This is a genomic window from Reichenbachiella sp. (assembly GCF_039944555.1).
GTDB lineage: Bacteria > Bacteroidota > Bacteroidia > Cytophagales > Cyclobacteriaceae > Reichenbachiella.
The window spans coordinates 230,076-250,912 of the sequence record NZ_JBDUYN010000012.1 but is presented as its reverse complement, the minus strand read 5'-3'; the positions used below and the strand labels follow the sequence as shown (position 1 = coordinate 250,912).

The following is a 20,837-nucleotide window of genomic DNA, read 5'->3' as shown; positions in this document are numbered from 1 at the left end:
GTTAATTTACCAAAATTCGGCAACTTTCAAATTCAGGGTCAATGTTGATGTAAACCTCTCCCTGCGCTTCCTTAAACCATTTTGACATAATTTGGTTGCGCTTACTCGCGACAGTTGCTGCTCTTATCTTTTGGTAATCCTGAAGTAAATTGGCCTGGTGTGGCGCTGTTTTTTCTTTGTACATGATGATGCGAACTGCATCTGTGCCATCTGCCATTCTAAATTCCATAGGTCTGGTAATACTGCCTACAGCCATTGTATCTATAGTAAAGAATAAAGTGGGGTCAATTTCTTCCACTGATACTTTCATCGCACCAGTAGCATCACTAAAGAACCCGCCATTACCGCTGGTTTGCTGATCATCCGAATGTTCCTTCGCGAGCACTTCGAAACGTAAGCTATCATCTATAACAGCACTTCTCAGACTATCCAGAAAGTCTTTTGCGTCCTGAACATCACCTTCTGTAGATTTAGGAATTGTCAGTATGTGCCTTGAGTTATAAGTATTTCCTCGTCGCTCTATGAGTTGTATCAGGTGAAAACCAAATTGAGACTCAACTGGTTTAGATATTTCGCCAGGCTTCATGCTTAATGCGGCGGCCTCATATTCGGGAGCTAGTTCTCCTCGCTTAAAAAAGCCAAGCTCACCCCCAGCCGATGCTGATCCCGGATCCATTGAGTACTTCCTTGCCAATTGGCCAAAATCCTCTCCATCTTCTATTCTCTTTTTATATTCGTACATCTGCTTCTTTATTTCAGCTTTACGATTTTCATTGACATCCGGAATCTTTACAATTTGTCCAATTGTAACTTCAGTAGAAAAGTATGGCAAACTATCTGCCGGAATTTTACCAAAGAATTTTTTAACTTCTGCTGGAGTGACTTCTACATCTTCACCAATCGTTCCTTGCATTTTTTGAACGATCATCTGTTCTTTGATCTGATCAAACAAGTCTTCTTTGAACTCTTCGATAGACTTATTATAGATTTCTTCCATCCGTTCTTCGGACCCAATTTGTTGAATGAAGTAGGACATTCTTCTATTTAAGTTGCTTTCAACTTCTACATCCAACACGTAAATGGAATCGATCTCTGCCTTTGCAACCATCATTTTATTAATGACCAGATTTTCCAATATCTGACATTTGGCATTTCCCTGGGACAACTCACCCCGCGATAAAAACTCCAAATAAGCTCGATCCAACTCTGATTTGAGTACAATATAGTCGTCTACTTTTGCAATGATTTTGTCTATCACTACTCCCTTGCCATCTGCGGATTGGGCCTGGGCATCACTGATAATCCCAATCAGAAGGGCAACTATTCCTAACTTAATAAATTTCAAATTCATTGTTTTCCTTGGCTACTTTATAAACCTCTTCTTCTAATTCTTTTCTTAACTCCACTTTTTTCTTATTAATCAAAATGCTTTCAATATCATCCTTGATATAAGCCAATGGTGCGATTTGATTCGATATTTTATAATCTAACACTCTTATGAAATAGTAATATTTTTCATCTGATGTCTCCACAAAACTGTTGTTCTTTAAAAAACCAGCCTTTTCCTGAACATTGACCAATGGTGTATTGCTGATGACCTCATCAAAGTTGATCCAAAGTTCGGTTTCCAAAGAGGACTTGGAGGCAAAACGATAGCAATAAGACTGAATCTCTTCAAGATTTGAGTCAGGATAGGTTCTAATAAGTTTCCTGAAGTTTTCTATTTGTGGGGCTTCGACGGGTACTTGGGCAAATAGACATCGCAATATATTTTGGCGAAGTACAAAGTTTTCAAACTTCTCATTGTAATATTTTTCTACCTCCTCATCAGATATTTCCTTGTCCAGATGTTGATTAATGTAGTGCATCTCAAATTCATGAACCATCAGCGCATATCTGTAATCTAAAATCTTACGTTCGATCTTCGCCTCATCAAAATCAAGCTCTGTTGATGCTCTTTCAATTGTAAGCTGTTTTTTGACCCATGAGTCGACATACTTAGACACGATCATGCCGCTGTCTGCTGATTGATTTCCCCTTGGCACTAAACTGCTAATATCTTCATCATATAGATAAATATCATTCACTCGAGCTATTTTGACTCTTTCATCAACCTCCTCTGCCGTATCTACATAATAGAGTTGCTCACAAGCAACTGCCGAGAGCATAATTAATATTGCTATATATGCTTTACTTCTCAAATTTTTCAATGTATGCTTTAAGCGCTGGTTTGTTTAGTTTCAGTGGATACTTTTTTCTCATCGCTTTCAACCATTGTTTTTCCAGTTCGTTTTGATAATCAGAGATTACCATTCCTTTAATCTCCTTTAAAGCTTTATACCCATCAGGTCGTATTTCTCGAATATTCCAAAGTACAAAATAGTTTTCTCCTTTTTGAATTGAAGTCCCAACCTCCCAACGGTCATCTAGCCATGGCTTCTTTCCTTGTTCGATTTTTTCATCAAAAGTCTGCAAAGTTAATGGTTCTTCCTTATTGAATAGACTATCCAATTCGGAATTTGATTTATCCAACTGAGATCCAACCTTTTGGAGTATCAGAGAGTCTTTTGAAACAAACCTTCGAACAACGGCGTGTTCGGCGAGTTTGTAATTTTTTTTCTTGTTTTTTTCATAAAATACCTGAAGCCCAACGCTATCTACAATGGCCTTATTCCAAACTTCTTCTTCCATTTGATTAAATAGAAGAATCCCACTTCGATATTCGTCCAGCACCATTTGGTAGTCATAATTATTGACTTCTATTAATTTTAGTTCTTCATCGAAAATGCTCTTTTCTTCGAATTGGTTGTATAGTTGATCTATATATAATTCAAGTGATGTCAATTTCCTCTCCTTTTGTTTTTCATGAGCAAATTTTAGGAAATCTTCAAGTGAATAATTGGTACCGCTAGTAGTAAACAATGTATTCGACAATTCTGGATTGGAAGGATCATAATTCCATTTGGCTTCTAGCAAGGTAGAATCAAATGAGTCAATTAAATTCTGCCAAACCTCATCATTCATTCTAAATTGCTGTGATGATTTGAGCTTTCTAAGGGTAGTCGATTTTTTATCCTTGGCTCTGCTGTCTCTAGATATTTTACTTTCCAGGTCGGCCTTCATTTCCTCAAAAGAAGCCATGCCTCTTTTATCAAGTAACTTTATTATGTGCCAACCAAAACGTGTTTGTACCGGTTCGGATATATCCCCGATTTTTTGCAGACTAAATGCAGCATTTTCAAATTCGGGAACCAGATTTCCTGTTCCAAACCATTGAAGTTCGCCACTATTTGACTTTGTTCTAATATCATCAGAATAAAGTTTGCATTGTTCTTTCCAATCGGCTCCATTTTTTATGTTACCATAAATAGACTGTGCCTTATTTTTCGAATTAGAAATTGAGATGGTGTCTGGCTTTGATCTTATCATAATATGTGCTGCCAAAACCTGACCTCTGGCTTGGCGCTTGTTGTTGATCTTAATGATATGATAACCAAATCGAGTTTTAACAGGCCCAACGATCTCACCAACTTCGTTCTTATAGACTGCATTCTCAAAAGGGTATACCATTTGAAGTGCAGAAAAGTATCCGAGATTTCCGCCGTTCTGTTTGGCACTAGGATCGTCTGACTCCTGAGCGGCTACTGCTTCAAAGTCCTCGCCTGAAGCGACTTTCTTTTTTATTTCGACAGCTTTCTGGTAAGCTCTCAAAGTATCTTCCGGATTAGTATCATTATCTGACTTTACTAAAATATGTGACGCCGATACTTCGAAGGTCATTCGATTATAGGCTTCTTGTACCATTTCTTCATTCACTTTGGTTTGCATCAAGTAAGGCTCAGCCAACTGCTTTTTGTATCCTTCAAATTCTTCCTTGAAATCCGGCAATTGATCTTTGCCTTGAGTCACGGCTTCTTTCACTTTAAGTCGAAAGTTTACGTACAGGTCGAGATATTCGTTAATTTTAATTTTCGCACTGTCCGCGGATGGCTCTTCCGAATTCTTAAGAAAGTAGTAGTTGAACTCTTTTAGTGAGTATGGCTCATCTCCGAGTTGGAACAATATGTCTTTATCATTGCTTAACTGAGCAATAGATAAAAGAGGAAATACAAAAAGTATGAAAAAGGGTAATAATCGGCTGGTTTGGATCATTTGGTTCTGGTAAACTTTTTAATCATTCTGCAAATATTCTTATTTTCTTCATTTTTGAACTCTACGGTGTCCATTATATTTTTTACCAACATGATTCCAAGGCCACCTTTTTTTCTTTTGCGAATAATCTCTTCCAGATTGGGTTCTTTGTAGTTGTTGTAATTGAATCCAATACCATAATCGATGATTTCAAAAAGCACGCCCTCAGCACCGTGATCCTCAATAAATAGTTCCAGGCATTCAGAAGGGTTACACTTATTGGAGTGAATGATTAGGTTAGCGCAGACCTCATCCACGGCCAGGATGACCTTATGAGCGTCAATTTCAGACAAACCAATATCCGCGAGTACTTCCGCCACAAAGTGTCGAATTTCCTTGAGTCTCTCTCGTTTACAATTGGTCTTGAACTGATGCATTTTATTTTATGGCCTCAAGTGCCTCTTCTTTGCCTTTTTTTATGGTAATCAATTGATTCAATCCTAATATTTCAAACACCTCGTAGACTTTGGGGGACATACCGTAGATAACAAATTTTATTGCCTGATTGTCCAATTCTTGAATAATCGACATAAAAACGCCCAGACCGGCTGATGATATATATTCCAGTTCAGTCAAATCCACAATGATTTTTTTACTTGCAGTCATAGCTTCTTTCAAACCTTCTTCAAGGTGAATAGACGATGAGGCATCTATCTCTCCGCCAACTGAAAGCTGATAGTATTCCGGGTCATCATTAATATGATTATCTATTTTTATCATTCTAATTAAATTTCACAATTAATAGGGTATAGTCATCATTCAATGACTCCTTCCCACAAAACTCATATAGATCGTCGATTATGCCTTGTTGAATAGTATCAGGTGATTGGTCGGCATGCTTGGTCAGAGCACTCTGTAGTCTCTCGAAGCCAAACTGCTCTTTTTTATTATTACAGGCTTCGGTAATTCCGTCGGTATACAATACCAGCACGTCCTTGGCCTGGTATTCAAACTCGTTGACTTGTACGTATTTATGGAAATTGAAGTTTCTCAATATTCCGAGACCAAGGCCTCTGTTCTTAAAATATTGGGTTTCTCTAGTCTTTGCGCTATAGTAAAGCGAAGGGCAATGTCCAGCGCGAGCAAAGTTCACTTTCCTCGATTTACTATCTATTACAAAAAATGATACGGTAATGAATGATGTGCTTTCAAGACATCTGCTCAAGGCATTATTTGCATGTACTAAAAATTCTTTGGGGTCCAAATCCAGCTGAACCAAACTCTGGAACACGCCTTTCATCTGCGCCATATGGAAGGCCGCTGAAGTTCCCTTACCGGAAACATCACCGATGATCAAAGCCGTTCGTTCTTCATCTAGATGATAGACATCGTAGTAGTCGCCACCGACTTCGTCCGCCGCCTTGGTAAATGCATGAATATCATAGGCCCCGCAGGGTTCTAATTTATCGGGAAGCAACTTATTCTGTACCCGATTGGCAATTTTCAGCTCTTCCTTATACCGCTCATTGGTTATGGCTTCATTGAGCAATCTGAAGTTCTCTACCGAAATGCTTGCCTGATTCACGAAAGTGTCGATGATATCTATCATTTCCCTATTGAACCCATCGTTTACCTCTTTGAGCAGTGCCAGAACACCTATTTTTTCTCCTTTTACCGTTACCGGAAACTGAAGGATGGAACGGAAGTTGACCTCCTTAAGATTAGCAGATATTTTAAGCGATTTAGGGTTTCTCTCAAAGTCAGAATTCAAAATCTTTTTGAAGCGACTATTGTTGACTGCCTTGGTGATTTTTGGAATCAGTTCCTTATCCAGGTTGTGGGTCAGGGTAACCTCCACTTTCTTATTGGGATCTGAAATCTGCAACCATGCAGCCTCAGAATAGACCGCGCTGACCGAGCTGTCAAGCAGGATTTCATATACCTTTTCTTCACTTTCTCCGGCAGGAATGGATTGGCTGAGCCGCTGAAAATTGACAGCCTCTTCCAGTTTTTTTTCAAATACCGATGTGGTAGGAAGGTTGAACAGAATCACAAGCAAAGCAATCGCACAGTAGATGACAATAAAAGTGATCAGAGCAAGGATAAAGACACTATCTAGTAAGTCCCGAACGAGGTGGACCTTTTCAGAGAAGTACATCAATGTTTTGAAGAAGTACCAGATGTAAATAATCACCAGCAGCACAAATAATATACTTCTCCACTTTTGCTTAAAATTTAGATAAGCAATCCATTTTAGATTGAACGATAGTGCCAGCCCAATAATGACCAATATGGAATAGACGGCAAGAAATGCCGGATCCTGATAATCGTGAGAGAACAAATCGAATATCAGTGTACCAAATAGTGCGTATTCGTAAAGCTGCCAGGCCGCTAAAAGTGATTTGGATTTTTGATATAAAATCAGTCTTTTCCAAACGATGAAGGTAGAGACCAGAAAGGCAATCACTAACCCTATATTGATGTGATATAAAAAATTGATGATCAGTGTGTTGCTGCCTACTTTGCTGGTAGCGAAGATGGTAAAGAAAAATTCTATACTTAGTGTCACCACTGTGGCTATCAAACCTGAAACAAAGACGCGCCACAGTAGGTCTACGAAATTGACGCTCTCTGCCTGCTCAATGTTGAATCGATAGAAGAGAATAAGAGCTATGATGAAAAAAGTCAATAAGGCATTTGAGATGAAAGCTGGGAAACCAAAAGCAATGTTGTTGAGCTCGCTAAATAGCGCCATCAGATCGACTATAGTAAATAGCGACCAGAAGATAATCCCAAGGATTACACTTAATCTAATTATGCCTTTTTGTGAGAGCATTCAGTTGATTCAATTAATCGTGGCAATTTAGCAAAAGTTGCGGAATGGGAGACATAAGATGTTTAGCCGTTGATACGGCAGACCCAAAGCATAGGCACTCAGTCTCCAAACTATAAAAACGAAAAAGCCATTGCGATTTGCAATGGCCTTTGAATACTCTTTTGCCAGCAAGCAAACACAGCTACCTACTATAGTTCGGTGCCTCCCTGGTAATCTGAATATCGTGCGGGTGAGACTCGGCCATTCCAGCTCCGGTAATTTTCACGAATTTTCCCTTTTTCAAATCTTCTACAGTGGCTGCGCCGCAGTATCCCATTCCGGCTTTCAACCCACCACTGAGTTGATACAGTACCTCTGATACTTTGCCTTTGTAAGGTACTCGGCCTACTATGCCCTCGGGTACCAATTTTTTTACATCATCTTCGGCATCCTGAAAATACCGGTCTTTAGAACCGTCTTCCATTGCTTCTACGGAACCCATGCCTCTGTAAGTCTTAAATTTTCTGCCCTCGTAGATAATAACCTCGCCAGGAGCTTCTTCTGTTCCTCCAAGTAACGAACCAATCATGATGCAGTTGGCCCCGGCCACAAGCGCTTTCACAAAATCACCGGAGAACCTGATTCCACCATCAGCGATAATCGGAATATTCCTTCCTTCTACAGCCTTTGCTGCTTCGTAGACGGCGGATAGCTGCGGAACACCAACACCTGCTATAATTCTCGTTGTACAAATACTTCCAGGCCCTACGCCAACTTTAATGGCATCTGCACCTGCATCTGCAAGTGCTACAGCCGCTTCAGCTGTGGCTATGTTTCCTACTATTACATCTAGATCCGGATATGCTTTTTTAATGGTTTTGCAAGTATCTATTACACCCTTGGAATGTCCATGAGCCGTGTCGATAGAGACAACATCCACTCCAGCTTCGATCAATTTTTGAATTCTGTCTTTAATATCAGGAGTGACGCCCACTGCAGCACCTACTCGCAATCTGCCAAATTCATCCTTACAAGCATTTGGTTTGTCCTTATTTTTTAGAATATCCTTATAAGTAATAAGTCCGGTCATTTTCCCAGCATCATTAACAATCGGGAGTTTTTCAATTTTATACTCTTGTAGGATTTCTTCGGCACCCTCAAGTCCAATTCCATCTTTGGCGGTGATCAGATTATCTTTTGTCATGATTTCGCTAATCAAAAGTTTCTTATTCTTTTGAAATCTAAGATCACGGTTGGTAATGATACCTACTAAGGTCTTATCCTTTTCTACCACAGGAATACCACCAATTTTAAATTCTTTCATCGCTGCCAAGGCATCTCCAACTGTAGCATTTCCAGGCAAAGTAACAGGATCAATAATCATCCCACTCTGAGATCTTTTGACCTTGCGAACCTGCGCAGCCTGCTGCTCAATAGTCATATTTTTATGAATAAAACCTATACCCCCTTCAAGCGCCATAGAAATCGCCAACTCGTATTCGGTCACGGTATCCATAGCGGCGGAAACCAGCGGAATATTTAGTTTAATGTTTTTTGTGAGATAAGTACTCGTATCCGTATCTCTTGGTAATACTTCTGAATAACCTGGGAGTAGAAGCACGTCATCGTAGGTGAGTGCCTCAAAAACCAATTTAGAACTGTCGAAATGCATGTGCAAATAAGTGTTTTTATTTGCCGCACAAAGCTAGGGTCAAAAAAGTTAGGAATAAGCATGAACGATTAGAATAATTTTCTAGCTTATTAAATTATTTATAATAATTCTAAATAAGGCAGCGTATGATCCATGTCATGTAAACTTTTCGTTTTTAAGTTAATTTTGCTCTTTTGGAAATAATAAGCCATGCATAATCAATTCAAAGCAGTAAGTTTATCCTATAAAAGTGCCCCGGTAGAGGTAAGGGAGATGGTGGCTTTCGATGAGACGCTGTGTAAGCGCTTACTCGAAATGATAGAGGACTACTCAGATATCTCCGAGGCGTTGATTATTTCTACCTGTAATCGCACTGAGGTCTACTATTCTTCTTCAGCTGACCACTATGACACTATTGTTAAGCTGATAGGAGTTGTAAAGGGACTGGATCACATTTCCAAATACAGAAAATATTTCTCAAACCTAAACGAGCACGGTCGGGCAGTAGAACACTTATTCAACGTTTCGATCGGGCTGGAAGCACAAGTGGTTGGAGATTTGCAGATCATCAATCAGGTAAAAACCTCCTATCAATGGGCAGCTGACCAAAATGTAGTTGGCCCCTTTTTACATAGACTGTTGCATACGATATTCTTCACTAACAAACGAGTGGTTCAGGAGACTGCCTTCAGAGATGGTGCAGCCTCAGTATCTTATGCTACTGTAGAATTGATTGACGAATTGACAATGGCCCATGAAAGGCCAAATATTCTGGTGTTGGGTTTAGGAGAAATAGGTGAGGATGTAGCTCGCAATCTGGAGCACATAGCAGATAAAGAAGTGTTTATTTGCAACCGAAGCATTGAAAAGGCTCAGGCACTTTCCGAAGAACTGGGTTATGCCGTGGTTCCGTTCGAAGATTATGAGCGTGCCATATTAGATGCGGATGTAGTAATTTCTTCCTTGCGGGTGGATAACCCACTGATTACCAAAGGAACCTTCTCCAACGATAAAATTTTAAGTCATAAATACTTGTTCGACCTTTCCATTCCAAGAAGTATTGCTCAGGATATAGAAGAAATCAATGGGCTTTTACTGTATAATGTCGATAGTATTCAGGCAAAAGCTACACAGGCTCTGGAGAACAGGCTGGCAGCCATTCCGGATGTAAAAGCTATTATCACAGAAGCCATTGAGGAATTTGGCAATTGGTCTAAGGAAATGGAAGTTTCACCGGTAATTAACAAGCTGAAAAATGCGCTTGAAGAGATTCGCCAAAACGAAATCGCCCGTTATTTAAAAAAGGCAAATGATAGTGAAACTGAGCTGCTTGACAAGGTGACTAAAAATATGATGCAAAAGATTATCAAGTTGCCCGTGTTACAACTCAAAGCTGCTTGTCAGCGAGGAGAAGCAGATTCATTGATAGAAGTGCTCAATGATCTATTCAATCTCGAGGAGCAATCTGAAAAAATCAAATCCAAGGAGTGAGAATTTTCGCTTACTCTTTCCATTTAAATACCTTCCTCCTCTTAGTTCTACTGCAATTTCAAACAGAAATTGGGCTAAGTCAGTCCTCAATTCAATTTTATAAGGAGAACGCAAAAGTTGGCCTAAAAGACCAAACAGGTGAAGTTATTGTTCCCGCGATTTATGATCAACTGGGTTGGAGCAAAGGGTTCAATTTACCTGTGGATGACGTAATAGGTTACTATGCTAAGGAATGGGGTCTTCTTTCCATAAAAAACAAAGTCATCACCAGTCCCAAGTATTACTCCCTCGAGGCGCATCATAAGAATCTTATTATTGCTTCAAAAAAAGGGAGATTTTCTAATGAGTTGTTTTATGGTGTTATCAACTCTAAAGGTAATCTGGTTGTTGATTTTAAATACCACTCATTAAAACCTGTCCATGATTTGATCATGGTATCAGAAAGAAGGGAGGGTAAATCATATTTTGGCCTGCTCAGTCAGAACGGCCAATCCTTATTGGCCACTCAGTTTTCAAATATATCCTATTTCAAGAATGATCTCTTTATTTTCACTACGGCTGACAGTAAAAAAGGAATTATACATAAAAATGGAAACGTTAAAATCAAAGCCACACTAGACAGTATTGCTCCGGCATCTGAAAGTCATTCATTGATATTCAAATCAGGCAAGGTTGGTGCCATCGATTCTTCCGGACTAATTATACACAATCCTGAGTTTAAACATATCAATTCTGCGAAAGCATCAGAGTACTTCATGCAATATCAAATATTCAATGCTTCACATAAGCGCATAAAAAGTTTTTATTGTGATTCTCTATTTGAGCTATCGACAGACTTGTTGGTTGTGGTTCGAAATGGATTTTATGAAGTTTTGACCAACAGTTTTGAATCAATATTCCGAGGCCAATCGCTCAGAGGATTATCTGCCTATCGAAAAAATTTAATCTTTAAAAAAGGTAATAAATTTCATATTATAAAATTCAATGGAGAGCCCGTCAATCAAACCGGGTTTGATTCACTACAATTTGATCAAAATTACATTTATGGCCTAAACAGCAATCAGTGGCAGGTGTTCAATAAATTTGGTACAAACATCTCAAAGCGAGCCTTTGATAGCCTAATTATAGGAAGTAATAATCTTATACCGGTAAAAAGAAACGGCTACTGGGGATATATCGATCACTCCGGAGGAATTGCCATTCCGATAAAATTTGATCAGGCCGGTGCGTTCATAGGTAATATGGCGGAGGTAAACTATTTAGGCTCTCGCCGTATAATTAATCAATTTGGCGAGTTTATTGGTCAGTCCGAATACGATCGGGTGACCATAGAAAAAGTTAATTCTGCCCTGGTGACCAAACATGGAAGAACTGACCTTATCAACTATAGAGGTAAAATTCTCTTCCAAACATTCAATACGCTCAAACCAAATTTCTTTGGATACATGGAATCTACAGTTGAAGGGAAATGTGGATTGGTATCGCATTTGGGAGAAGTAATTCTTCATCCGATATACGATAGCATTTCTTCACCAATAAATCGACGCTATGTGATCGTAAGGCAGGGTAATCAAACCGGTTTGGTCAATTTTAAGGGATTCTGGATCCTGCCTCTCTCTGAAGAAACGCAGGATATTTGCCATGTAAGTGATGGGTTAATCAGCATAAAGAAAAATGGTCAATACGGCTATGTCGACTTTGGAAGAAAGCTTCTCATAGCCAATAGGTACGAAAAAACAAAGCCATTTATTTCTGAATCCGCTGCGGTAAAACTCAACGACAAGTGGGGCTTTATAGACAAAAAAGAAAAGCTGATCATTCAACCCACTTATGATGATGTCACCCCTTTTCGAAATGGTATCTCACTGGTGTGGCGGAATGGTAAGGTTGGAGCTATAAGCCCTGATGGATCAGAAAAAATTAAGATAGAATATGACTTCATTTCTACCATAACGCACGATTTCTTATTGGCCAAAAAAAAGAACAAGTTCGGTCTATTTAATCAATTTGGAGATCCACTTCTTCAGCCGTTATACTCAGATATTCGGCCTACTATGGACAATCACTTTATTGTAGAAAGAAGGAGTCTCTATGGCCTAATAGACTCATCAGGAAGATATAGTATTCCTCTTAAGTATTCCGATATTAGAGAGATTTCAAATGGACGATATATTTGTCTCGATAGGGGATTGAGAGAATTAGAGTAGTATTCAAGCACATTCTTACACTTAAGAAAAATGTCAATTGAAAACTGAATATCTGAGTCAAAACGCGTGAACGAAGCTCAAAAAAATCCTCAAAACGAATCTACCAGCATGAATACCTTGATATCAGTGATTTAAACCAACGATTGTCTTGTAAGCCTCATCTAATTTAAAATACTTTTCAATTGCATACTTAACATCGTTTTCCTTAGTTGTCCTTAAGGCGCTAAAATATCTATCATAATAAGAGATGTCCAGCCCTGCCTCATGCGCCTTTTTAAACTTACCCATTAGCTGAAAAGGAGTATTTATAGAAGCCAAAAAAGACCCTGCCATGTAATTAGTTAGTACATCGATCTCTTCTACATCGATAGGGTCGTTCAATAACTTTTCGATTTCTTTCTCGATTTCTGAAAATGTATCCAAAGTATGCGATGCCACAACATCTGCTGCGATTAAGCCAAATGAACTGTGTTTAAGATGAACAGGATAGGCATGTATGCCATAAGTGTACCCCTTCTCTTCACGGATATTTTTCATCAGTCGTGATCCAAAATATCCTCCAAGCAAGCTATTAGCGATCTGATAGTCAAAATAATCTTTATGACTCTTATCTGGAATTAGCCATGCCATTCGAATTGAAGATTGGAGGCTATTTTCTCTTTCGACGTAAATACTTTTATCTACAGACTTGAATTCTATTTTTTTTCCAACTGAATCAACTGCTGATGGTAAGGACAAATGATCTTCAATTGAGCGAATCAGTGAATTGTCCAAATTCCCACACAAATAAATCTGAGGTTTGAAAAAAAGACGATCTTGATAATACTCCTTTACGTCATTCAGGCATACTGCTTCAATATCTTCAGGTGTCAGAGCCTGGCCGTAAGGGAAAACCGGGCCATATATCGCTTCTCTCAGTTTTTTGGAAGCGTATAGATTACTTTTGTTGTCATTGAGGTTGATTTGATCCTTTCGATTTGATTTAAGAATCTCAAATTCCTGCTCTGGAAAGGTAGATTCATTTACCATCTCATTTAACAAGCCTATTACTTGGTCGAAATTTCTTTTCAGACCATAGATTGAAACGGATACATCATCAAAGCCCGGGCTTATCTCAAGGAAAGCACCCAACTTCTCGAAACCCTCAGTAATTTGCTTGGCGGATTTACTTTTGGTGCCTTCAACCAGCATTTTTGCTGTCAGCCAGGAAATTGCTTTTTTTTGCTCATACCAGATGCCAGATTGAAAGACAATCTCAACTTTGACTACAGGTTGATCACCGGCGTTTAGCCAAAAAAGCGATGCACCTTGTTCAAGAATTTTCTCATTCACCTGGGGAAGACCTTCAAATGCAATTTCTCCTGCTGGTGGCGCTAAAGTTCTATCGAGCATTAATTAAGCGTGGTATCTTGTACTTCTGCCTTATCGAAGTTAAACAACAATGAAAATCTGATTGTTTCTGCCAATGGGTGATTGTTGTCTCCAGGCACCAAATATGAGAAGTCAACCCCAAATTTTTGATACCTAAACCCTAATCCTAGGGTGAGATATTGTCTTCCTCCTTTATCCTTGTTTTCATAGAAATAGCCCAGTCGAGCGGCAAACAGCTCCTTATACCAATATTCCACTCCTGTGGCGATCATGATTTCTTGCATCTCTTCAGAAAACCCGTTTGGCGCGTCCGAGAATGAACCGAACATACCTCCGATTAAGTTTCTGTTGGGATCTTTGCCTTTGAAAATAATCTGATCTCCATTATTGTCAACCGCAGGTTCTCCAGTATCCGGATCTTCTGCATAGATCGGTGGAGTAGGCACCATGAGCTTGTTCAAGTCCAATGCAAAAGTCAATGAGTTGTATGCATCCAGTCCTACTTTTAAGGCCGTTCCTACGCGAAGATTGATAGGAATAAAATCTGCCTCGCTTTCGCTACTATAGGTTACTTTCTGCCCAATATTAGTAATCGCTGCTCCAAAAGAAATCTCAGAGTCTTTACCGCTAATTACAATAGGATTGGTATAGTAGAAGCCTAAGTCTACCGCGAAACTTTTGCCGGGTTTGGCTGCACCTGTGACACTACCGATCAAGTTAGACCAGATATATCGTGCCGTTACGCCGATGCCAATCTTTTCCGTCAATTTTCTTGAATAGGTTCCGTCGAAGGCCATCTCGCGAGGATTCTCAATTCCTAAAGGATTGCCTCCATCATCTGTTAATTGAATTTCGCCCAAATCAAAATAGCGCATGGATAGTCCTACAGTCTGAATGCGATCTATTTTATAATATCCTGATAAATAAGACAGAGACATGTCGTCTACTATCTTTCCCAGCCATGGGGAATAAGAGAGTGAGGCTCCAAAATTATGATCTATGAAGGCGAGCTTACCATTGTTCCAATGAACACTGTTCGCATCCGGCGAGGTAGCCACTCCTACGTCTCCCATTCCAGATGCTCTGGAATCAGGGGCAAAACTTATAAATGGTACGGCGGTTGTGATCACACGAGACCCCTCTTGTCCTGCTAAATCGTCCAAGCTAATTTGTCCAAACACAACGAAGCCGGGTAGTGAAAGGATGATCACTAAAGTGATCCTTCTAATTGTTGTTGTTGTCATAGATTAAAAAATTAAGGCACAAAGATAGCTAATTCAGTATTACTACTCTTCTAAATGCATCCCCCGCAGAATTGTCTACCTTGCTTTGCACTTTGAGCCTATAAATATATATCCCTTTTCTTATTCTACCTGCACCAGAACTGGCCAAGTTCCATACTATTTGTAGCGTATTTTCAGAGACATTATCAAAACGGTAGGTTTCAGTTAATATTTTATTCCCTTGCATGTCTGTGATTGTAAGAAAGGCCTGCAAGTCCTCGCCCAATCTATCATGTTTAAATGAAATTGTAGTTTCATTAATACCTGGCATAATGGGGTTCGGATAGGACATGACTTCCGTCAGCTTAATGCTGTTTTCCTCGGTAATAAAAAATTCGACGGTTTGCTGAACGGAGTTGTTGAAAATGTCTGAGGCATCGATTGTCGCCTGGTAACGACCAGGTTCAAGATTATCCAAAGGATATGAGACCCAACCTTCCTGATAGGTGTCAAGTGAAGCTGAATAATAATTATTCAAAACTATTGGCTCGGTGTCATTTAGAGTAAGTATGAGTTCATTTCCAAATCCGGCATTTGATGTATTGATGCCACTCTCATCAGTAAGTCTAACAAGTAATATAGGAGATGGTCCAACAACCTGACCTGATATGAAAGTGGTATCATTAAGAAATATGTCTATATCAGGAGCTGATCGATCGGGATTAACCACTTTCTCCGACCCTCCAACAATAATTTCTGAAAATTCGCCATGTGCATCAACTGTCGTAGTATTATTTACAGCATAGAAATTGAGCTTCCCTTCTCCGAATGAATAGTCTATATTTTTGGGTACTACAAATTCAATATCAAACTTGCCCTCCGTAACTGTCGCCTGACCTTGGAACAACAGTACATCTCTTTGTTCATAGACTTCTTTGACACTTTCATCTCCTAAGGTTTGAAACTTTGACGGTTTGTCAAAAACGGTCATTGAAACAACGCCACTAAACTTCGAATCTAAATTATTCTCCGCTTGCACCTCTCCACTGACTTTATATTTACCAAATGTTTTTAGTGTATCCAATTGATCAAGAGGTTTTCCATTAATGGCTGTCAAAACTACTTCTTGTCTTGGAAAGGCAATTCTCAACATTGGATCCCCAAGTAGTGCGTAATTCCTGTTGCCGGCACCAGCCAGGCTGTTGTTTTTAGTCTCACGCATAATATCTCCAAGTCTCTTGTATTCGCCATTCTCTTTTTGCATTGCGGAAAAATAGAATGCTTCATTGAGCTGATAGTTGGTATTAGAGAAAACCGGTCGGGTTGCAGTAATTAGTGCAACTGCTCCCCCGTAGGGTAATAAAACCATCTGTTCACCTCCTGAAACTTGATTTGGATTGTCATAATTTCCGAATTGACAGGTTGCCGTGATAAATAGTGGCATTAGAATGTTGTTGTTCAAATCAGAGATCATGAGCTCATTAAAAATATCTTCATGTGTCAATTGACCTTCATTCCCGTGGCCTGTGAAGTTTACGATCAGGTTGCCTCTTGAGATGGCATCAAGAAAAGCACTTGATGCTTGTGGTGATTTGTTTTGATCCTGCTCATAAGCGTCTAAAAAAAGTTTATTCACGTTCAACTCTTTGCGAGTGGTGTCCACATAGGTCGCCATCATATTTGCATCCTGCTGATGAATATTGTTATCGCCATCATCGGCTATGAAAGTGATCTTATTTCTCCAGTTACCATACCCTAACCTATTTGTTTGATAGCGTATAATTTTATTGACGACTGCCTCTCCGTCTTCTTCGGTCTGAATAGGAATACGACCAATCCCAATTTCCATTGTATGATCTCCCGCTTGTGTTTCCGTCCAATCACCCTCTTCGGCGTCCATAAATCCAAAATAGTCATCGGACGAATAACTCCATAGTGGATGCAGTGAGTTTCTTGACTCATACACTGGAACGAAATTCGTTGATCGTAAGCTTCGGTCTTTATAGTCAAAGGAGCAATCGCCAAAAAACAACACATATTGGAGTTGACTGTATTTTTCATACTGCAGTTTGATAAAATCTCGAATGGCGGTCACGTCCTGAGCGCCACTTGAAAACTCATTGAAAATTTGATCCACTGTTACCACCTCAACCAGTAACCCATCATGAGCTGCTCGAAAGTCTGCCAAACGCTGAGCAGGGGCAAGGAAATTACCATGGGTAATAATTATTCCATCGGCGGCAGCTAATCCATGCAAATTTTGGTTGGCAATCTTTTTCACAAAAATGGGAATTGACTCTTGTCCTTCATTTAGGGCTACGTATTTGGTCGATTCCAATGTGGATCCAAAAAGCAGATCATTTCCCAAAGTTTCGGGCTGTATGCTTATTACAGACAAGGGATCAGATATATTCCAAATCCACGTTGTTTCAGCGCCCCCAGAAATTTTATAGGATTCTTCGCCGTCTCTCTTATACCAGATTAATTCACCATTGACTAAATCCAAGCTTTTCTCCGTAACTAGGTGTGCATAGTCCACATAACCATCGCTAAAACCGGATTCATTAAACTGAAAACTAAGCCTAAGCCCATTAGCCAAGTCAACCGTAGAACTATTCAAGTTGAAGGTATCCTTTTTTACATCTGCTTGTGTCACATAAGTACCGGATGAAATGGGATTCATGTTGATAGAACCCAAAGACAATCCATTGGCACTAATATCGAATGAAGAAGTGCCAGTTGACCTTGAGAGAACATTTAAATAAACTCTGATGTCTGAATTTTTTACTACTCCGGCTGTAGTATAAGTAATTTGGTGACTACGGTTGGTCGTAGTAAATCTTTCGCCATACCAGTGTCTTCCAGATCTGATAATGGCGTTATCTTCAAGTTCGTGTGCATCAAATGACTTATAGGTAGTGGTGAGTGTGGCGCTGGCAGGTTGAGCGACTGAGGTCATTCTTTTACCCCCGGTATCTTTTAAGGTTAAAAAATAGAATGCTGTGTCACTATAGACATTCCTTTCAAAAAGAAAATTATCTATTGCCGGATCATAGCTTAAGTGATCCAAAGATTTTCCATAGAATAAGAGATAATCGCCAACGTCAAAATTACCGTCCGATTCACCTGAGACGAATATCGCATTTTCTGCAAGATCGTCTGGTCTTTCAGCATCATTACGCTGGGTCAACATACCATTGTGAGCATTGCCATAAATAGCCAATTGGGTAGGGTTCAAACCGTCTATATCTAAACCTACTTCGGATAGAAAGGCATAGTCAATTTTGTGGACACCATCATTTAGTACAGCAATTTTATACCAATCTCCTTCGGACAATACAGATGTTGAGATTTGAGAATATCCATCCAAAACCAAAAGCCATATCAGACTAAAACCCCAAACGATATGTAATTTTCTACTCACTCTATTTTAAACCTGATTTACTAACGTGGCAATTCGGCTAATATTCGGGTTCCACTATAATTTGAGTGAAAACACGTAAGCCAAGACAGAACCTGTTATGTACAAGACGATTATCAATGGAACGGCCACAAGTTGAAGTGTTAACGCCATTATTATCGTTATAATCAAAAATATGTACTTCAGCTCATTTCCCTTCCAACCATATTGTTTGAATTTGAACGCCATCATAGGAATATCTATTACTAACAATATTGACGTGATCAAAGTAATACCAACAAGCACTTGCCAGTTATTAACCACCTCCCACAAGATACCATCAGTGGCCAAATGGGCCAATGAAATAATAAGAAAGGCATTAGCAGGCGTAGGCAAACCAAAAAAACGATCTGATTGACGCTCATCGTTATTGAATTTTGCCAGCCTCAATCCTGACATTACTACTATCAAAACCGCCAGATAAGGCCAATAAGTTCCTGGCGCACTAATTTGTAATAATTGATACATTACCAATGCAGGCACCACACCAAATGATACCATGTCTGCTAGAGAGTCCAAATCTTTACCAATGTTCGATGCAGACTTTAGCAATCGTGCTAAGAAACCGTCAAAAAAATCTACTATACCAGATAATACAGTGTAGTAGATAACATTTTCTAATCTTCCCTCAAAGATTTCTATTATAGCCAGACAACCGAAAACCAAATTGAAACTGGTAAAAGCATTTGGTATGACATTTCGTATGCTCATTTTGATAATGCGCAAAATGGGTTTGACACTTTTTCTTTACCCACAGTGGTGGTCCCGCCATGTCCCGGGTATACTACTACTTCATCACCAAGTGTAAATATTTTTTCATGAATGCTTTTAATCAAAGTATCAAAATCACCCCCAGGTAAGTCCGTCCTGCCAATACTTCCATCGAATAATACATCTCCACCTATGCAAATATTCTGTTCCTCATTTACAAGTACCACATGACCAGGTGCGTGACCAGGAGTAAAAAGAATATCCAAAACTGAGTTTCCAAATTTGACTTGATCGCCCTCTTCGTAAAATTCGTCCGCTTCTGTTTTCTCAAAACTCTGAAATCCATAAGCCGGCGCATAGACTTCCACTGAACGCAACGTAGCCTCGTCTTCTCTATGAATGACCAGGGAAACTCCATATTTCTTTTTAATGAATGAATTACCAAATACATGGTCGATATGACAATGTGTGTTTATTAGTCGAACTACCTTTAGCCCATTGCTTTCAATAAAGTCTGTCAACTCATCTTTTTCTGCCTGTTCATAACATCCTGGATCAAGTATTATGGCCTCCTTGCTTTCATCATAAAGCACATATGTGTTCTCCATGAAAGGATTGAAAACAAAATTCTGAATTTGGATCATAATTATTTATTGTAAGTCTGCAATTTTGTTGGATTATTGCTCATTCGCAAATATAAGCACAAGCATGTACGACTACTTAATTATAGGCCATGGATTAGCCGGAGCCATTATCTCACAACGGTTGCTTGAAAGAGGTCAGAAAATAATGGTTCTTGATCAGCCTGATTCCAACCATTCTTCAGTGGTCGCTGCAGGTCTTTTCAACCCAATCACTGGAAGAAAAATGTTTAAAACATGGAATGCGGACAGTCTGTTTCCTGAAGTAATCAAATTTTACCCTCGACTAGAGCAAATTTTGGGTGCAAAATTCTTCCATCCCATCGGCATCTATCGTCCCTATGCGGCCATAGAAGATCAAAATGATTGGGAAGCCAAAAGGTCTGACCCAAAATTCAATCCTTATATTGATAGAACTTCAACATCTCGTATTACTTCTCATAAACTCAACGACCCCTCTGGTGGCCTTTTTTTGAAACAGGCAGGTTATGTAAATATTGTGAAACTTTTGAATGCTAATAAAAAGCTACTTATTGATAAGGGTAGTTACCAGGAAATAATGTTTTATGAAAAGGATTTGATGTTCCATAAAGAACACCTTTCTTTCGGTGATCTGAAGTTCAAGAAAATTATATTTTGTAACGGTATTATGGCTCAAAAATCTCAATGGTTTAGTTGGCTTCCATTTCATCCCGTAAAGGGCGAGATTATGGACATCGAATTAGACAGACGCCCCGAGACTATTTACAATCGTGGCGTTTTCATATTGCCATTTGATGACCAGAGTGTAAGAGTAGGATCTACCTATCAAAAGAATTTCGAAAACTTGGAACCAACCGAAGCCGGTGAAAATGAATTAAAAGAAAAGCTAAGCGGATTATTGAACGAAGCGTATACGATAAAAGGAAGTAGGGCCGGAATACGACCAGCCACAAAAGATCGTCGTCCTTTCATTGGAAAACATCCAGATAATGAACATATTTATGTTTTTAATGGTTTTGGATCCAAAGGGGTATCGCTAATTCCTCAATGTTCGAAACTGTTGACTGCACATCTGTTGGACGGCGCGGCACTGGATACAGAAATTAGCATCAGTCGTTATTACTCAAATTATCCAACGGAGTTAAAAAAATGAT

15 protein-coding genes are annotated in these 20,837 nt (G+C 39.3%); 3 read left to right on the top strand and 12 right to left on the bottom strand.

Annotated elements, in window-relative coordinates:
• Position 1 precedes the first annotated feature (1 nt).
• The 7 genes from ABJD64_RS18630 to guaB all read right to left on the bottom strand — a co-directional run bounded on the left by ABJD64_RS18630 (position 2) and on the right by guaB (position 8,618).
• Positions 2-1,351 (bottom strand): peptidylprolyl isomerase, encoded by a 1,350-nt coding sequence (locus ABJD64_RS18630; protein WP_348180744.1) that lies wholly within the window; start codon positions 1,349-1,351, stop codon positions 2-4.
• Positions 1,332-2,201: a peptidyl-prolyl cis-trans isomerase gene (locus ABJD64_RS18625; protein ID WP_348180745.1), complete on the bottom strand. Its 870-nt coding sequence runs from the start codon at positions 2,199-2,201 to the stop codon at positions 1,332-1,334. The genes ABJD64_RS18630 and ABJD64_RS18625 overlap by 20 nt, the downstream gene beginning before the upstream one ends.
• The gene (locus ABJD64_RS18620) at positions 2,191-4,152 is read right to left on the bottom strand and encodes a peptidylprolyl isomerase (RefSeq protein ID WP_348180746.1); all 1,962 of its coding nucleotides are present in this window, start codon (positions 4,150-4,152) and stop codon (positions 2,191-2,193) included. The genes ABJD64_RS18625 and ABJD64_RS18620 overlap by 11 nt, the downstream gene beginning before the upstream one ends.
• Positions 4,149-4,568, bottom strand: coding sequence for an ATP-binding protein (locus ABJD64_RS18615; protein ID WP_348180747.1), 420 nt, complete (start codon positions 4,566-4,568; stop codon positions 4,149-4,151). The genes ABJD64_RS18620 and ABJD64_RS18615 overlap by 4 nt, the downstream gene beginning before the upstream one ends.
• Before the next feature lies 1 nt (position 4,569).
• Positions 4,570-4,911, bottom strand: a complete 342-nt coding sequence (locus ABJD64_RS18610; RefSeq protein ID WP_348180748.1) for an STAS domain-containing protein — start codon at positions 4,909-4,911, stop codon at positions 4,570-4,572.
• 1 nt (position 4,912) lies between these two features.
• Positions 4,913-6,967: a SpoIIE family protein phosphatase gene (locus ABJD64_RS18605; protein ID WP_348180749.1), complete on the bottom strand. Its 2,055-nt coding sequence runs from the start codon at positions 6,965-6,967 to the stop codon at positions 4,913-4,915.
• Between the two features lie 181 nt (positions 6,968-7,148).
• Positions 7,149-8,618: an IMP dehydrogenase gene (gene guaB / locus ABJD64_RS18600; protein ID WP_348180750.1), complete on the bottom strand. Its 1,470-nt coding sequence runs from the start codon at positions 8,616-8,618 to the stop codon at positions 7,149-7,151.
• A gap of 189 nt (positions 8,619-8,807) precedes the next feature.
• On the opposite strand from guaB, the gene hemA reads away from it, so the two are divergent.
• Positions 8,808-10,088, top strand: coding sequence for a glutamyl-tRNA reductase (gene hemA, locus ABJD64_RS18595; protein WP_348180751.1), 1,281 nt, complete (start codon positions 8,808-8,810; stop codon positions 10,086-10,088).
• The gene (locus ABJD64_RS18590) at positions 10,085-12,295 is read left to right on the top strand and encodes a WG repeat-containing protein (protein WP_348180752.1); all 2,211 of its coding nucleotides are present in this window, start codon (positions 10,085-10,087) and stop codon (positions 12,293-12,295) included. Before hemA ends, ABJD64_RS18590 begins: the two co-directional genes overlap by 4 nt.
• A gap of 123 nt (positions 12,296-12,418) precedes the next feature.
• On the opposite strand, the gene ABJD64_RS18585 is transcribed toward ABJD64_RS18590, so the two are convergent.
• The 5 genes from ABJD64_RS18585 to ABJD64_RS18565 are packed head-to-tail and all read right to left on the bottom strand — an operon-like array spanning position 12,419 to position 19,668.
• Entirely contained in the window at positions 12,419-13,687 is a 1,269-nt protein-coding gene (locus ABJD64_RS18585) for a pitrilysin family protein (RefSeq protein WP_348180753.1), read from the bottom strand.
• The gene (gene porV, locus ABJD64_RS18580; protein WP_348180754.1) at positions 13,687-14,910 is read right to left on the bottom strand and encodes a type IX secretion system outer membrane channel protein PorV; all 1,224 of its coding nucleotides are present in this window, start codon (positions 14,908-14,910) and stop codon (positions 13,687-13,689) included. The genes ABJD64_RS18585 and porV overlap by 1 nt, the downstream gene beginning before the upstream one ends.
• A gap of 28 nt (positions 14,911-14,938) precedes the next feature.
• Positions 14,939-18,313 carry a type IX secretion system sortase PorU gene (gene porU, locus ABJD64_RS18575; protein ID WP_348180755.1) on the bottom strand — a complete coding sequence of 1,125 codons (3,375 nt, stop codon included), beginning with the start codon at positions 18,311-18,313 and terminating at the stop codon, positions 14,939-14,941.
• Positions 18,314-18,367: 54 nt separating this feature from the next.
• Complete coding sequence (locus ABJD64_RS18570) at positions 18,368-19,060, bottom strand: CDP-alcohol phosphatidyltransferase family protein (protein ID WP_348180756.1); 693 nt, start codon at positions 19,058-19,060, stop codon at positions 18,368-18,370.
• Positions 19,057-19,668 carry an MBL fold metallo-hydrolase gene (locus tag ABJD64_RS18565; RefSeq protein ID WP_348180757.1) on the bottom strand — a complete coding sequence of 204 codons (612 nt, stop codon included), beginning with the start codon at positions 19,666-19,668 and terminating at the stop codon, positions 19,057-19,059. Before ABJD64_RS18565 ends, ABJD64_RS18570 begins: the two co-directional genes overlap by 4 nt.
• A 100-nt stretch (positions 19,669-19,768) precedes the next feature.
• Between ABJD64_RS18565 and ABJD64_RS18560 the strand changes: the two genes are divergently transcribed.
• Positions 19,769-20,836 carry an FAD-dependent oxidoreductase gene (locus tag ABJD64_RS18560; protein ID WP_348180758.1) on the top strand — a complete coding sequence of 356 codons (1,068 nt, stop codon included), beginning with the start codon at positions 19,769-19,771 and terminating at the stop codon, positions 20,834-20,836.
• The last annotated feature ends 1 nt before the right edge of the window (position 20,837 follow it).